Origin of the sequence: Corynebacterium lipophiloflavum DSM 44291, from assembly GCF_000159635.1 — a bacterium.
GTDB lineage: Bacteria > Actinomycetota > Actinomycetes > Mycobacteriales > Mycobacteriaceae > Corynebacterium > Corynebacterium lipophiloflavum.
Map to the genome: position 1 here is coordinate 46,401 of NZ_GG667200.1, position 15,756 is coordinate 62,156.

11 protein-coding genes are annotated in these 15,756 nt (G+C 64.7%); 6 read left to right on the forward strand and 5 right to left on the reverse strand.

The genetic code is table 11. The features are described 5' to 3' along the window. Nucleotides 1–2 precede the first annotated feature (2 nt). On the forward strand, nucleotides 3–968 hold the full coding sequence (locus HMPREF0298_RS11075; protein ID WP_136653628.1) for an acrylyl-CoA reductase family protein: 966 nt from the start codon (nucleotides 3–5) through the stop codon (nucleotides 966–968). A 2-nt stretch (nucleotides 969–970) separates the two neighbouring features. On the opposite strand, the gene HMPREF0298_RS11080 is transcribed toward HMPREF0298_RS11075, so the two are convergent. From HMPREF0298_RS11080 to HMPREF0298_RS11090, 3 genes are all read right to left on the reverse strand, one after another. Beyond that, on the reverse strand, nucleotides 971–2,053 hold the full coding sequence (locus tag HMPREF0298_RS11080) for a DUF2189 domain-containing protein (protein WP_006841288.1): 1,083 nt from the start codon (nucleotides 2,051–2,053) through the stop codon (nucleotides 971–973). A 204-nt stretch (nucleotides 2,054–2,257) separates the two neighbouring features. After that, nucleotides 2,258–5,083: a leucine--tRNA ligase gene (gene leuS, locus HMPREF0298_RS11085; protein ID WP_006841289.1), complete on the reverse strand. Its 2,826-nt coding sequence runs from the start codon at nucleotides 5,081–5,083 to the stop codon at nucleotides 2,258–2,260. A gap of 2 nt (nucleotides 5,084–5,085) precedes the next feature. After that, nucleotides 5,086–6,783 (reverse strand): dihydroxyacetone kinase family protein, encoded by a 1,698-nt coding sequence (locus HMPREF0298_RS11090; protein ID WP_050758437.1) that lies wholly within the window; start codon nucleotides 6,781–6,783, stop codon nucleotides 5,086–5,088. A 93-nt stretch (nucleotides 6,784–6,876) separates the two neighbouring features. On the opposite strand from HMPREF0298_RS11090, the gene HMPREF0298_RS11095 reads away from it, so the two are divergent. Beyond that, nucleotides 6,877–8,001, forward strand: coding sequence for a glycerol dehydrogenase (locus HMPREF0298_RS11095; protein ID WP_006841291.1), 1,125 nt, complete (start codon nucleotides 6,877–6,879; stop codon nucleotides 7,999–8,001). Here the strand turns inward: HMPREF0298_RS11095 and HMPREF0298_RS11100 are convergent. Then, the gene (locus tag HMPREF0298_RS11100; RefSeq protein ID WP_006841292.1) at nucleotides 7,998–8,321 is read right to left on the reverse strand and encodes a hypothetical protein; all 324 of its coding nucleotides are present in this window, start codon (nucleotides 8,319–8,321) and stop codon (nucleotides 7,998–8,000) included. The two genes, HMPREF0298_RS11095 and HMPREF0298_RS11100, sit on opposite strands and share 4 nt — an antisense overlap. Nucleotides 8,322–8,373: 52 nt before the next feature. Next, nucleotides 8,374–8,691 carry a DUF1963 domain-containing protein gene (locus tag HMPREF0298_RS12505; RefSeq protein ID WP_006841293.1) on the reverse strand — a complete coding sequence of 106 codons (318 nt, stop codon included), beginning with the start codon at nucleotides 8,689–8,691 and terminating at the stop codon, nucleotides 8,374–8,376. Between the two features lie 209 nt (nucleotides 8,692–8,900). Between HMPREF0298_RS12505 and HMPREF0298_RS11110 the strand changes: the two genes are divergently transcribed. Genes HMPREF0298_RS11110 through HMPREF0298_RS11125 form a run of 4 tightly spaced genes read left to right on the forward strand, consistent with a single transcriptional unit; the run spans nucleotide 8,901 to nucleotide 15,389 of the window. Continuing rightward, the gene (locus HMPREF0298_RS11110) at nucleotides 8,901–10,373 is read left to right on the forward strand and encodes a DUF3375 domain-containing protein (RefSeq protein WP_006841294.1); all 1,473 of its coding nucleotides are present in this window, start codon (nucleotides 8,901–8,903) and stop codon (nucleotides 10,371–10,373) included. Beyond that, nucleotides 10,374–10,961, forward strand: a complete 588-nt coding sequence (locus tag HMPREF0298_RS11115) for a DUF4194 domain-containing protein (protein WP_006841295.1) — start codon at nucleotides 10,374–10,376, stop codon at nucleotides 10,959–10,961. Beyond that, nucleotides 10,958–14,308 carry an ATP-binding protein gene (locus HMPREF0298_RS11120; protein WP_006841296.1) on the forward strand — a complete coding sequence of 1,117 codons (3,351 nt, stop codon included), beginning with the start codon at nucleotides 10,958–10,960 and terminating at the stop codon, nucleotides 14,306–14,308. The genes HMPREF0298_RS11115 and HMPREF0298_RS11120 overlap by 4 nt, the downstream gene beginning before the upstream one ends. Next, the gene (locus tag HMPREF0298_RS11125) at nucleotides 14,295–15,389 is read left to right on the forward strand and encodes a Wadjet anti-phage system protein JetD domain-containing protein (protein ID WP_040423208.1); all 1,095 of its coding nucleotides are present in this window, start codon (nucleotides 14,295–14,297) and stop codon (nucleotides 15,387–15,389) included. Before HMPREF0298_RS11120 ends, HMPREF0298_RS11125 begins: the two co-directional genes overlap by 14 nt. Nucleotides 15,390–15,756: the final 367 nt, after the last annotated feature.

A 15,756-nucleotide genomic window follows, 5' to 3' on the forward strand; every position in this document is an offset into this window, starting at 1 on the left:
GCATGGATAAGACTTTGCTTGTTACTGAAACCGGGCCCGAGATCGTGGAAACACGCGATGACTACGCAGGAGAGGGCGATACTCTGATCGATGTGACGCACTCGTCGGTCAACTACAAAGACGCGATGGCCCTGGGCGGGATCAAGGGCATTCTGCGCGAACCGAACATGGTGCCCGGCATCGACGCGGTAGGCACCATCATCGAATCGCCGACCCTCGCGCCGGGCACGTTAGTTACCGTCAACGGCTGGGGGATCGGCGAGCGTCGTCACGGCGGCTACACCCCGCGACTGCGTATCGACGCCTCCAAGGTGACCCGGGTACCAGAGCGTTTCGACGCCCACACTACGGCCGCCCTCGGTACCGCCGGCTACACCGCAGCCCTCTCAGTCGCCGCTTTCGAGCGCGCCACCGACGGTACCGAGCTCGACGGCCCCGTCCTGGTCACCGGGGCGACCGGTGGCGTCGGCTCCGTCGCCGTGTCGCTGCTCGCCGCGCGGGGGTACGAGGTCCACGCCATGACGGGACGCGTCGACACGCACGCAGACTACCTCAGCGCGCTCGGCGCGAAGGCAATCGTCGACCGCGGCGAGTACGACGAGCCCGGCAAACCACTGCAGAAATCGCGCTACGCCGGTGCGATAGACACCGTCGGATCCGCCGTTCTAGCCAACGTGTTGTCTCAGCTCACCTGGGGCGGGGTGGCCACCGCCTGCGGCATGGCCGCGGGCAACGACCTACCCGCCTCGGTGCTGCCTTTCATCCTGCGCGGCGTGCACCTGGTCGGCATCAACTCGGTGGACGCGCCAAACGGCCTGCGCGATGAGGCGTGGGACCTTCTCGCGCAGGCCGTCGATGTGGAGCAATTGCTCTCGTACACCTCAACCGTCGACCTTCACGGCGCGATTGAGGTGGGGGACAAGCTCCTAGCCGGTGAGCACCAGGGGCGAACCGTGGTCACCCTTTAACGCTAGATCTGGGCCTCGGTGGGAACGGGGCCGCCGGAGACCTGGCGGTAGGCGTAGGCCAAAGCCAGGTAGTAGGCCGGAACGACGATGAGGGCGCCGAGACCCAAAGTCAACGCCACCGGGATCATGAGCAGCATGTAGATGATGGTGGCCAGAAGCAGCTGGAGGTAGTTGCGCGCGCCGGCGGAGAAGCCCTCCTTGAACGCGTCACCAAAGCTGCAGGCGTTATCGGCAGCGTACCAGACCTGGAAGACCAGGAATGGGGTGACAAAGAGCATCAGGAACGCCGTCAGGGCAACGATGCGAAAGAACGCGCCAATGAGCGGCAGAGCCGCCATCGGATCGCCTTCAAGCTGAGCCGGATCAACCGCGGACAGGGTTGCCATAATGGAACCGCCGAAGATCATCGCGGAGATGACGATGAAAACCAGTGAGATCAGTGTAGAGATCAAACCGACGAGCAAAGCCATGCCCAGCGTCGACCCGTAGGTGGGGGCCTTCATCCCGTCAAACTTCCAGTGCTTCGACAGGGTCTGCGCCAAGGCGAAGGAGTACAGGAACGGGGCGAGGAAGAGCATCGCCAGGCCGAAGAGGAACCCGACGAACGGGATGAATGCGCTGGCCAAGGTAGGAAGAAGTATCAGGAGCAGGGCAATGACAATCCAGGTCTGCCAGTTGGCAAACGTCTGGCGGAAACCGTAGCCCCACGCCTCAAGCGCGTTCATCTTGCCGGTGCCCTTAATGTGGGTGTAGCCGTTGACAGCCGGGTTGTTGATCGGGTGGGGTTGCGTGCCGTCGCCGTAGGTGCCGTCGACAAGTGTGGTGCCGTTAAGCTGTGCCGCTCCCTGGTTCACGGAGGCGGCGTTGACGTCGTACGGGTCGTAGCCGGCGGCCTGTTCGCTGCCGTATCCGTTGTAGCCGTAGTTGTGGGAACCGGCAACGTTATCCGGGGTGCCGTAAACGGAGGAACCGCCCTGCGCACCCGCAGCGCTGTCGGGGGAGTTGTTGGCGGAGGAGCCAGTGCCGAACTCATTGTTGTTGAAGGGATCCTGCGAGGAGGGACCACCGTTGTAAGGAGTGGACATTACGCCAGCCTTTCGTTGAACCAAGGGGTCATTGAACTGTTATGACCTTACCAGCGTCCGCGGAAACCGCACCCGCAGAATCCGCCCGAAGGTCTAGTACACGTCACGTACTTTGACGGGGTCAGCGTGGTTTTTCCCCGCCGTGACTAGACCGTTGGGACCAGCAGCCGGCGCAGCACGCCACCGGGGCGACGCGAGCGCAACCTACTTCACCACGAGATTGACCATCCGACCCGGCACCACGATCGTCTTGACAACGTTCTTCCCGGCGACCAGCTGGCTAACGCGGGCGTCGGCAAGCGCGGCGGCCTCGATGGTGTCCTTGTCGGCATCGGTGGGGACATCGACACGCGCCTTGACCTTGCCGTTGATCTGGACCGGGATCTCGACGGTGTCGTCGACAAGCAGCGACTCGTCGAACTCGGGGAACGGCTCAAAGGTCAGCGTGTCCGGGTTGCCCAAGCGCGACCAGAGTTCCTCGGCGACGTGCGGAGCAAGTGGGGAGACCATTTGCACCAGGGGCACGACGGCGTCGCGCGGCACCGGGCCGGAATAGGTCTTGGTCAGGTAGTTGACGTACTCGATGAGCTTGGCCACCACGGTGTTGTCGCGCAGATTCTCGTAGTCCTCGCGCACGCCGGCGATGGTGCGGTGCAGGGCCTTGGCATCCTCGTCCGTCAGCTCAGCGTCCTCGACGCGCAGCTCGCCGGTCTCCTCGTTGACCACGAGGCGCCACAGCCGTTGCAGGAAGCGGTGCGCGCCGACGACATCCTTTGTAGCCCAGGGACGCGAGGTGTCCAGCGGGCCCATGGACATTTCGTAGACGCGGAGGGTGTCGGCGCCGTAGTCGCGGCCGATCTCATCCGGGGCGACAGCATTCTTCAACGACTTGCCCATCTTGCCGTACTCCTGGGTGACCTCCTGGCCCTTGTAGAAGTACTTCCCGTCACGCTCGACGACCTCGGCAGCCGGGACGTAGACGCCACGGGAATCCGTGTAGGCGTAGGCCTGGATGTAGCCCTGGTTGTACAGGCGGCGGTACGGCTCGCGGGAGGTGACAAAGCCCAGGTCAAAGAGCACCTTGTGCCAGAAGCGGGCGTAGAGCAGGTGCAGCACCGCGTGCTCCACGCCGCCGACGTAGAGGTCAACGCCGCCCGGGTCATTCTCACCGCGCGGGCCCGTCCAATAACGCTCGTTGTCCAGCGCGCAGAACTCCTCGTCGTTCGTCGGGTCGATGTAGCGCAGCTGGTACCAGGAAGAGCCGGCCCACTGCGGCATCACGTTGGTGTCGCGGTAGTAGGTCTTCTCACCCTCGCCGAGGTCGAGGGTGACTTCCACCCAGTCAGTCGCCTTCGCCAGTGGGGGAGCGGGTTCGGAATCAGCGTCGTTGGGGTCGAAGGAAACCGGGTTATAGTCTTCCACCTGCGGCAGCTCCACCGGCAGCATGTCCTCCGGCAAGGAGTGCGCCTGGCCGTTCTCGTCGTAAACGATGGGGAAAGGCTCGCCCCAGTAACGCTGGCGCGCGAAGAGCCAGTCGCGCAGCTTGTACTGGATCTTCTCCTCGCCGTGGCAGTGGGCGACGAGCCAGCTTATCGACGCCTCAATCGCCGCGTCCTTACCCATCCCGTTGACGTCCAGGCCCTCCTCGTTCGCGGAGTTGATGTGCGGCGCGTCACCCGTGAAGGCCTGGTCGGAAACGTCCGAGTCCAGCACCGGGGTAATTGGCAGGCCGAAGACCTGCGCGAACTCGTAGTCGCGCTCGTCGTGCGCAGGCACCGCCATGATCGCGCCCGTGCCGTAGCCGGTGAGCACGTAATCAGCGATGAACACCGGCACCTTCTCGCCGTTGACCGGGTTGGTGGCGTAGGAACCGAGGAACACGCCCGTCTTTTCCTTGTTCTCCTGGCGCTCCACATCGCTCTTCGCGGCGATCGCCCGCTTGTAGGCGGCGACGGCCTCGGCGGGGGTGGAGGCCCCGTACGTCCAGGCGGAGTTGGTGTTGTCGGGGTACGAGTCGGCGGTTAAGGCGACGACAAGCTCGTGCTCGGGCGCGAGCACGACGTAGCTGGCGCCGAACAAGGTATCCGGGCGGGTGGTGAACACAGTGATAGGGCCGGCGGGGGAGGCAAACGACACCTCCGCGCCGCGGGAGCGGCCGATCCAGTTGCGCTGCATGGACTTGACCTTCTCCGGCCAATCCAGAAGCTCCAGGTCGTCGAGCAGGCGATCCGAGTAGGCGGTGATGCGCATTATCCACTGGCGCAGGCGCTTGCGGAAGACCGGGAAATTGCCGCGCTCCGAACGCCCATCGGCGGTGACTTCCTCGTTGGCTAGCACCGTGCCCAGGCCCGGGCACCAGTTGACCATGGAGTCGGAGAGGTAGACGAGGCGGAACTCATCGATCGCGGCATGCTTTTCCGCGGTGGTGAGATCGCGGAAGTTGCGGCCGTCCTTTGTGGTGCGAGCGCCCGTCATCAAATCGCGCACGAGATCCTCGATCGGACGGGCTTTCTGCTGCTCCTCGTCGAACCAGGCGTTATAAATCTGCAGAAAGATCCACTGCGTCCAACGGTAAAACTCCGGATCCGTCGTAGCGACGGCGCGGCGGCGGTCATGCCCCAGGCCCAGCGAGTCGAGCTGGCGGGTCATGTTCGCGATGTTCGCCTCGGTGGTCGTGCGCGGGTGCGTACCTGTCTGGATCGCGTACTGTTCCGCCGGCAACCCAAAGGCGTCGTAGCCCAGGGTGTGCAAAACGTTCTTGCCCAGCATGCGGTTGTAACGGGCGAAAACATCCGTGGCGATGTAGCCCAGCGGGTGTCCCACGTGCAGGCCTGCGCCGGAGGGGTAGGGAAACATGTCCTGGACGTTGAGCTTGTCAGCGGGCAGCTGCTCACCAGTGGCGAGGTCACCCACCGGGTTGGGCGCGTTGAATGTGCCGTTGTCGCGCCAGTAGCGCTGCCACTTCTGCTCGATCTCATTCGCCAGCCCCGGCGTGTAGCGGAAGGCGGGCCCCTCGGTCGCGTTAGTCATGCTTAGACAGTGTAGTGGGTGGCCACCGGGTCCTCGGACCCGAGCAGCCAGGTCACCACAATCGCGCCGGGGTCCGGCACGTCCTTCGTGGACTCGCCGAGGTAGGAGGCGCGGCCCTTCTTCGCCGAGATCTCGCGGGTGTGCGCCACGCCCTCGACGGCCGCCTCGCGGGCGGCGGCCATGGCCTCCTCGAGCGGGGTGCCGGGGTCGATCCCCGCCAGCGCCCGAGCGGCGGGGTAGAGGGCGTCCACCATCGTCTTGTCACCGTACTCCGCCCCGCCGAGCTCGTGGATGGCCTCGTACGCGCTGTTCAGCCCCGCCGCGAGCGACTCCGTGGTGAGGCGGTCCTCCACGGCGTGGGAGAGCTCGGTGAACAGGGTGCCGAAGACGGCGCCCGAGGTTCCCCCGGAGCGCACGAGGCAGCGGTGGGCGAGGCCCTCGAGGATGTCGCCGTCGCGGCCTCGCAGGGGCAGCTCGATGTCGCCGAAGGCGGCGTCGATGTTGGCGCCGAAGTCGCCGTCGCCGGCGATGCGGTCCAGCTCGGTGAGGTCGTCCACGCCCGCCTGGGCCCGCTTGATGAAGCCCGTCAGCCAGAGGTTCTCCTCGCCGGTCTCCGGCAGCTTGTCGGCGAAGCTCATCTCCGCCGGGGCAAACGTCGCCTCGGTGCCGATTGCGGCGGGCCAGGCCGGGGCGGCCGTGGGGGCGTCGAGAAGCTCTGCGATCTCGTCGTTGCAGCGCGTGAGCGTGACGGACACGCCGTGCATGTTGACGGAGGTGACAAAGGTGCCGTTGAGGCTGCGGCGCACGGTGATGCCGCGCTCGGCGAGCCAGGTGAGCACCTCGCCGAACACGAGGTGGATCTCGAGCAGGGTGGTGCCGCCGAGCCCGTTGGTCAAGCAGACGACCTCGTCGCCGTCTGCGAGCCCGAGCGCCTCGACGATGCCGGGCAGGATCGCCTCGACGATGTCGCGCGCCGACTTGATCTTCTCGCGGGCCACGCCACGCTCGCCGTGAATACCCACGCCGACCTCCATGTCGCCGCTGTCCAGGTCGAAGGTGTCGCGGCCCGAGGTGGGCAGGTATCCCGGCGCGAGCGCGACGGCCATGCTGCGGGAGTTGTCGGCGACCCACTGGGCCTTCTCCCGCACCGTCTCGAGGTCGTCTCCGCGGCGGGCGGCGGCGCCGGCAACCTTTTCCACGAGGATGGTGGCTGCGGTGCCGCGCCGGCCGGGCCCCTCCTCGTCGCCCCGCTCGGTGGCGATGTCCTCCTTGACCACCACGGTGGCGGTCTCCACCTCCGGGGTCATGCGGCAGGCGACGGAGAAGTTCATCACGTCGCCGGTGTAGTTCTTCACCACGTGCAGCACCCCGCGGCCCTGGTCCGCCCACGCGGTCGCCTCCGCGATCTGCACGGCGTTGGGGGAGGTGAACAGGTGCCCGGGGCACGCCGCGGCGAGCATGCCCCGGCCGATGAAGCCGCTGTGCATGGGCTCGTGGCCCGAGCCGCCGCCCGAGATCACGGCGACGGCCGGCTCCCCGCTGTCGGTGACCACGGGGGAGGCCTGGTAGATGAAGCCCGCCGGGTTCCACTCCGCATCCGGGTGGGCGGCGACGGTGCCTCCCACCGCCTCCGCCGAGAAATCGTGCGGGTTGTTGCGGAAGGAGCGCAGGGGCGGTGAGGGCTGTGCGTTGTCGGCCATGCACAAAAGGATAATGAAAGTCGCTACTCGCACATAACGCCGTGGTCGCCTAGGGTGGGGCGCCAGAGGATCTCCCGACAGAAAGGAAAGACGATGACCGTTTCCCATACACAGGACAAGATGTACACGGGGCCTTCCCGCTACGTGCAGGGCATCGACCTTATTGACCGCGCCGCACACTACCTCAAGCCGCTCGGTTCGGCCCCGCTCATCATCGCCGACGAGGTCGTCTGGGACATCGCGGGCCAGAAGCTTCAGGACAGCCTTCGCGGCGACGGGATGGAGGCCACGCACGAGGTCTTCGGTGGCGAGGCTTCTCTGAACGAGATCGGCCGCATTGTGGAGAAAGCACAGGCGGGCGAAACCGACGTGATCATCGGCCTCGGCGGCGGCAAGACCATTGACTCCGCCCGCGCCGTGGCCGACAAGCTTTCCCTGCCAGTAGCAATTTTCCCCACTGCCGTGTCCGCCGACGCGCCGACCGCCCGCGTCTCCGTGATCTACACCGACGAGGGCGTGTTCGACTCCTACCTCTTCTACGACCGCAACCCAGACCTCGTGGCGGTGGACACCCGCGTGATCGCCAACGCGCCCGTGAACACGTTGCGCTCCGGCCTCGGCGACGCTTTGGCAACACTGGTCGAGGCCCGGGCCGTGCACCGCGCCAACGGCCGCCGCATGGACGACTCCTCCCGCCCCACCTTGGCCGGCCTGGCGCTGGCGGAAAAGTGCGAGGAGACGCTCTTTGCCTACGCCCACCAGGCGCTCAAGGACGCGGAGGAGCACATCGTTTCCCCGGCACTCGAGGCCATCTGTGAGGCGAACACGCTGCTGTCCGGCCTGGGCTTCGAAAACGGGGGGCTGGCCGCCGTCCACGCGATCCACAACGGCTTCACCGCCCTCGACGGCGACATCCACCACATGTCGCACGGCGAGAAGGTGGCCTTCGGTATCGGCGTGCAGCTCATGCTCACCGGCGCCACCCGCGAGGAGGCCGACCGCTACTTCGGCTTCCTCCAGTCCGTCGGCCTGCCGACCACCCTGGAGGAGATCCACCTCGCCGACGCCACCGACGACGACCTGTACAAGATCGCCGAGCTCGCCTGCTCGGACGAGGAGACGCTGAAGCAGATGCCGGGCGAGCACACCCCAACCGACGTCGTGCAGGCGATCCGCGCGGCGGACCGCTACGCCCGCTCGCTACGCGAGCGCGCCTAGCCGCGGGGGCGCTGCTCCCAGCGCAGCTCGCAGCCCAGCGCGTCGAGTACCTCGAACGCCTCGGCGGTGCCGGCTTCGAGGCTCTCGGCGACGTCCTGGCCGCCGGAGGTGATGTCCACGACAACCTCCTCCGGCGCGGACGTGACCTCCTGGACCATCCAGCCGCCGCGCCCGCGCGTGCCGAGGGGGTCGGCGGGCAGGTCGTCGAGCCAGTCGAGGACCGCCTGGCGCGCGTGCGCCCCGGTGACCGTGAGGCGCACGGTCGCGGGCGAGTCGTCGGGGGCCAGCCAGTCGTGGTCGATCTCGTAACGCTCGTTCATGCGCACCAGGATAGCTGGCGCGTTGGCTGGAGGATGTTTGCAAAGGCTTGCCTTACCTAACTTGCTGCAAGCGTGTAGCGTTGTGCGCACTTTCGGGAAGACCCGACGCGTCTCCGACGGCATCGCGGAGCTCCGCCAGATTGATCTGGGCGATGAATGCGTAGGGCATACCGCCCGGACCTGTGGGCCATTCAGCGCCCTTCGGCAGGTCGGGGAGACCGCCAACTCGCGAGGAGCCCAAAGGCACCTCGGCGACCTCACCAGGTTCCAACCCGATTTCCTCGATGAGATAAGTCAGCGCCTTTCCGACAAACTCTGCCGACAGGAAAGCGGCTGCCGCGGTGGAGACTTCCTCTGCGTCCTTGAACATAGGGCCAGTGTAACGGGGATGAGCAGGCGCTACTCGAAGTCTGACCTGCCCTCCGCCGCCGTGGCGGATCATCGACCGGGTGAGGAGCGGGCCGTCGATAAGCACCGCGCGTTGGCACGGAATCTGCGTAATTGGCAGCCCCGGAAACTCGCGCCCACCTGTTCGATTGATGGCCGGTCCGTGTCGGCGCACCTTGCTAAGTTGAGCTCATGAACCGAACAACGGCGGTTGCCGACACCCTCACCATGATCCGCCTTGCGGACTCGGTCCCGGCGTGGGTGATGTTGCGCGCCAAAAACGCGCCGGCTGTACTGTCAGTGCTCAGCGCGGTGTTTCAGTCCGATAACCGACAAGTCGCGGGCACCGAACTGACGCTAGCGGTGGACTCATTGCTTGTTGATATTCGGGAGCAAACCGACATGGAGCTTCCCAAATCCGCCGTGGCGTACATCAACGATTGGGTCAAGGCCGGTTATCTGATCCGCCGCAGCCCGCAGGGAACGCGTGATGAGTTCTACGAGCTCACTACGGACGCCCACGTGGCAATCGACTACGTCCGACAGCTGGTCAACCCGCAGCGCTCGGTAACCAAGTCCCGCCTGGACACCCTCTTCACGGGCTTACATAGTCTGGCTGCGGAGACGGACCCTGATGAGGCGACCGCTATTCGGCGCCTCGAGCAACAGCGCGACCAGCTGCAGGCGCGCATCGACCAGATCCGAATGAACGGGGTCGGCATCATATCTGATGCGGAGGCCGTGGAGAAAGCGCGCGAGATCCTGGCCCTGGCGAGCGATTTGCCCACAGACTTTTCCCGCGTACGGGAGGAGATCGAGGAGGTCGACAGGGGTCTGCGGGAGTCCATAGTCGACGGGCAACTCAACGCCGGCGCGGTGTTGGACAACGTGTTTCGGGGTGTGGATCTGATTACCGAGTCCGAGGCAGGAAAAGCCTTTAACGGCTTCTACGAGGTCTTCCTTGACCCGGAGCGATCCAAGCAGTTCGACGCGACTATCAGCTCCGTGCTGTCCCGTGATTTCGTGGACAAGCTCGATCCGCTGGAGCGAACGGAGCTGGCACAGCTGGCAGACACACTGGATACCTCGTCGGGGCAAGTCCATGACTCGATGACAGGCCTGTCCAGATCGCTGAGAAGGTTCGTGCAGTCCCGCGAGGCGGAGTCGCAGCAAGCGTTGACCAGGGCGATCAATACCGCCCAGCAGCTCGCTCTCCAACTCGCGCAGCGCGGCATCAAACCCTACGAGTCCATCGAGTTCGATCTGGAGTTGACCACCCGGCAGCCGACCTCGCTGTCGAGCTGGGAACTCTACGACCCGATGGAGTACCGCATCAAGCCCAATATGGAAGTCGACGAGTCGGGGGAGATCGACTTTGAGGCGGTGCGCGCGAGGATCCGGGAATCCGAGATTGATTGGGAGGAGCTGCGCCGGGCGATCAATGATGTGGTGGACAGGAGCGGGAGGGCGTCGATAAGCGACGTGCTTTCCGCTCACCCCGCAACCCAAGGCCTGGCGAGCGTCGTGGGACTGATCAAGCTTGCGCACGACCACGGCGAGCGGGCCGACGGCACCGAGTTCCTGCACTGGCAGCGCCCAGGCGGAAAGAATTTCCGCGCCCGGTACGAGCGATTCGAATTCGGCGAAAAGATTGGACACGTATAGATGGACAACAAGCTTCATGAGGCCGACACCGGCACCCTGACCGGCCTGCAGCGCCGAGCGCTGGCGGAGCTCATCCGCGGCCCGTATGTGTCCAGCATCAAGGCTCCGGAGGTGTTCCAGACGGTATCAGGCTCGCGGGAGCTGCTTGCGCAGCAGCTGGATAACCTCTTTCTCACCCTCATCGTCGACGACAATGCCGGTGTCGCCTACACCAAGGCGTGGGATGTGGAGGTGCCTGAGAAACGCGCTCTGCTGCGAAAACAATCGCTGACGTTCATGGATACGGTGGTCATCTTGCATCTGCGCCGCGAGCTGGTGACCACCAACCCCAACGAGCGCACCATCGTGGATGAGGACGAGGTATTCGAGGCGACTCTGCCTTACCAGGGCCACGGGGGCACGGACAAGACGAACCAGCGCAAGCGCTTCACTGCCTCGTGGAACAAGATGAAGACCTACTCCATCATCGTGTCCACCCCCACCGAAGGCCGCTTCGAGGTCTCCCCTGTACTGCGCATCATCTTCTCCGGCGAGGAAATCGCCGCCGTCACCGAATCATTCTGCGCTCTTCTGGAGGACGAGCAGTGACCGCCATCATCCCAGGCCAATTTCGACTGTCCCAGATCCAGGTGTACAACTGGGGAACCTTCGACAACCTGCACACGGTGAACGTATCGCGGGAAGGCTTCCTCATCACGGGGCCATCGGGGTCGGGCAAGTCCACGCTTATCGACGCCCTCTCGACCATCCTGGTGCCACCCAGCAAAGTCCGCTTCAACGCGGCTGCTGACAGCCATTCCCAGTCGGGGCGAAACCTCGTCACCTACTGCCGCGGGGCGTGGCGCCGCGAGCACTCTGTGGAGGCCGACGAACTGACACAATCCTACCTGCGCCAGGGAGCGACCTGGAGCGGGGTGGCGCTGCGCTACGACAACGGCACCGAGGGCGTGGTCACCGCCTGCCGGCTTATGTTCCTGCCAGCGAACGCCTACTCGCGCCAGGAGATGGTGGACCTCTACCTGCTCCTTCCCCGCGAGGCGAGCCTGACGGAGTTCGAGCCCCTGGCGCTGAAAAACCTGCCTGTGACGGAGGCGAAAAAGCAGTACGCGTCCGCGCTGCACGTGAGCCGCAGCCACCCCCAGTTCATTGCGGCGCTGCGCCGCGCCGTCGGAATCACCGACGAAGGAGCCTTGGATCTGCTGCACCGCACACAGTCCGCGAAGACGCTCGGGGATCTCAACCACCTGATGCGCACATTCATGCTTCCGGAGCCGGAGACGTTCGCCATCGCGGAGCAGGCGGCGGGGAACTTCACGGACCTGCACACGGCGTATTCCTCTGTGGTGGATGCCCGCGAGCAGATCGAGCACCTGCTGCCCGTGCGGGTAGCGGCCGAGAAACGCTCGGACGTGGCCACCGAGCTGCTCACCGTCGACGAGGAACGCGAGCACCTCGAGCTGTTCATCAATACCTGGAAGCAACAATTCGCCCAGAAGCAACGGGCCCAACTGACGTCCGAGCTCGCGGCCATCGACGGAACCATCACCGCGGAAAATGCCCGGCGTGAGGAGAATGCAGCGGAGCAGGACCGACTGCGCACTCTCATTCACGGCGCGCAGGACTCGTCGCTTGTCGCCGCGGAGGCACGTCGCGATGCCCTGCGTGAGCAGCTGAAACGCGTGGAAAAGGCCGAGGCGGACTTCAAGGAGAGGCTGAAGATTCTGGACGCCGCGATGCCGGGAACAGTCGATGAGTTCTCCAACTTCCGGCTGCAGCTCGAAGGAGAGCGGGACGATCTACGCCAGCAACAGGATGACAACGAAACCAAATTGGAGCAGGCGCAGGGGCGTGTCTACGAGCTTGTCACCATCAAGAACAGCCGTATCAAGGAGCTGGAGACACTGCGCTCGTCCGGCTCCGCGATGGACAGCCGGTTGATTGGTGCGCGGGCCCTCATCGCGCAGGTCGCGGGTATCAGGGAGAAGGACCTGCCCTTCGTCGCGGACCTGATGAGTATGAGGCAGGGCGAAGACGCATGGCAGGGTGCTGCAGAACGTGTCATGGGTGGCTTCGCCCGGACTCTCGTTGTGCCGGAGGAGCTGTACGCACAGGTCTCCTCCGCGATCAACGCGACACACCTCGGGGCGAAGGTGTCCTACACCCGATTCAGCCCCCAGCTGGAGAACCAGCGGCCGCCGTCGTTTGTGCAGGGCTCGCTGGGCCAGAAAATTGAGGTCGCCGAGGGGCGGTTCCACGCCTGGATTCAAACACAGCTCTCCAAGAGCTTTGACCACCTCTGCTGCGAGACCATGGACGAATTCCGGGCCGCCCGGCGCGCCGTGACCCTCCAAGGCTCGGTGAAACACAACCCACACGACCACGTCAAGGATGACCGTAGCCGCGTCGAGGACAAGTCGCGGTGGGTGCTGTGGGGCAACCTGGATGACAAGATCGACGAGCTCCAGGCGGCAGTTCGCGCTGCCACGGAAAAGCTCGGGGCCGCCACACGTTCGCGTGACCTGATCAAAGGTGCGCTGCAAGCACAGCGCACTCAGGTATCCACCATTGAACGGCTGCTCGAAACGAGTGACTTCGCCGACATCAATGTTGCCGCCACGACGGCTCAGCTTGGCGACGCTCAGCAGCTCGTCGATGAACTGACTGACGGTAACGCCGAGCTAGCGGCCATGAAGAAGCAACTCTCTGCGGCTCGGGCGTCCCGGCAGAAAATAGAGAAGAACTTGGAGGATCTTCTCGAGGCTCGGGGCGGACTGCGCACCGAGCTCCAGCAGACGGAGGCGATCCTAGAGAAGGCCCGCCTGCAGGTGGGAGAGCGCGAGGTGCCGGCGGAGGTAAACGCACGGCTCGAGGAGCGTTGCCACGCTATCGATCGCTCCATCCGCGCTGACAACATCGACCGCCTCTCACACCGGCTCACCAGGGACATTGAGGACAGGTTGGCGGCGCTGAAAGATCGTGCCAGCCGCTATGACAGCCAGCTTCGCGACGCCATGAACCGCTACCTTCTGCGCTGGCCACAACGCCAGGGCGATCTCAGCGCCGATCCGGCCTGGGAGAAAGACTTCCTCAAAGAGCTGGAGCGTCTCGAGTCCGATGATCTCCCGCGCTTCGAACAGCGCTTCCGGGAGATGCTCCGCGACCAAACCCACAAACATCTGGGAAGGTTGCGGCGGCTCATCCGGGATGCGGCGGCAAAGACTCGCAACTCGATTCAGATGATTAACAACTCACTGGCGGAGGTGGAATTCTACCCAGGCACGCATCTCACCATCGAGGTGCGCGAAGCGCAGCCAGCGATCACCCGCGACTTTGTGCAGCTTCTCGATGCCGCAATGGAGGGCATGATCAACGACGCCGACCAGGAGGAAAGCGAAAACCGCTTCCACAAACTGCGCGCGGTGATTGACGCGGTGACGGTCTCCGACAACACCTCGCCGCGCGAGCGCCAGCTGCGGCTGGACACCCGCGAACACGTGAAGTTCCTGGGTGTCGAGTACAGCCCCGACGGGGTGCGCGGCGCGGTCTACGACTCAGCCGAGGGTCTGTCCGGTGGCCAGGCCCAGAAGCTCTCCTCGTTCTGTCTCGCGGCGGCCTTGCGTTACCGGCTCACCGGCACCGGGATGTCCGCCTCCCAGGCACGCAACTCGACGGTACAGCTGGACGGGGAGATCTACCCGCGCTTTGGCACCATCGTGCTCGACGAGGCCTTCGACCGAGCCGACACCGAGTTCACCCGCGCCGCCATGGGAGCTTTCCGCCAGTTCGGGTTCCACATGATCTTGGCCACCCCGGAGAAGCTACTGCAGACGGTGCAGGACTATATCGGGGGAGTGCTCATGGTGGAGTGCCCCGACCGGAAGCGCTCTCGGACGAGTTCCCTGACCATCGAAGAGGATCCCATTGAAAACCCCTGAGCAGGTGCGCGCTCGCGCCGCAACGTTTTACGCGCGCAACCACCGCGCGTGGCTCGGTGGCGATTTCTCCGGGCTGACTATCAATCTCCAGCCGCCGACGGGCAGGGCCGCAGAGCGTGACGACGGCCTTTCGGTGCGCTCCTGGATCGACGAGTGGACCCGCAGCGCCATCCCCGCCGAATGGGAAGACAAGAAACTCGGCTACCTGGGCACCTACTCACTGCCCGCGCGCGTGGTGCTCTCCGACGCGGCAGTGGCCGCAGAAGCGGCAGGGAGGTCCTCGCACTGGCGTCGCGTCAACGAATTACTGTCGTTGTTCTGCCACGAGCTGGGGGAAGAAGTTCGAGCCGGCCTTGCCGCAAAGCTCGCATACTGGGAGGGCTGGGACAACGTGGTCGCCGCGCAGTTCATCGATGTGGTGCGCTGGCTACGCACTCACCATGTCGCCAAGCACTACGCACGCGAGCTGCCGATTTTCGGTATCGACTCCAAGTGGATCGAAACTCGCCGCGCGGTGATCTCCGCGGTGGTCGGCGAAATTAGCTTCCGTGAGGCACCGTCGATGGTGGAGCTGCGCATCCTGGATCCCACGGACAACTTCTGCGGGATGCGTCACTGGTCGTGCCCCGTCTCCGCGCTCTCCGACGTGCCCGGTGCGCGGGTGTTGATCGTCGAAAACCGCCAGACCTTTCTCGCGCTGCCCAACCTGCCGAACACGATCGCGGTGTACGGCGGCGGGCTACGGGCGCACTCCCTCGTGCGCGATATCCCCTGGCTGGCGACGAAAGAGTTACTGTACTGGGGAGACTTGGACTCGCACGGCTTCTATATTCTCGAGCTGGTCCGTCGGCACGTCTCGCCCGTGCAGTCAGTCCTCATGGACCTAGACACCGCCCGCCGCCATCTGGACCTCGCGGTCGAGGAACCCCAGCCCAGCAGGTTTGTGCCACACCTCTTAACCCCCTCCGAGACGATGGCCCTGGAGTTCCTGCGCAGCCACTCCACTAGCGGATGCATGCGGATCGAGCAGGAGCGGATCGTGTTCGACCACGTGGAGAAAAGACTCAGGGAGATTGGCTAGTGTGGGCTTCGTCAACCTCTCCGGAGGTTAGCCGTCCCGCCCTCACGGCACTTGTCGGCGCCCACCGCTAGCCGCAAACCCGTCCGACAGCGTCAGAACCTCGACCGCCCGCCAGGCGCGGGTGCACTCGTCCAGCCTCACAGAGACCGACACAAATGGTGAGGATGTGAAGATTTAGCGGGTCGTATTTTCCAATTGCCGGATTAGATAAGGTTGCGGGTGACTCACTCCATCCTGGAATAGCCCTGTTCGATTTCCGAAATCTGTTCGTTGCGATTCGTCTGTCCACGGCCCCGCAGCGGCTTATAGGGCGGGTAAGAGAGGGGGTCAGGAACACGTCTCGCGACGCATCGGCTCGTTCCGCTGA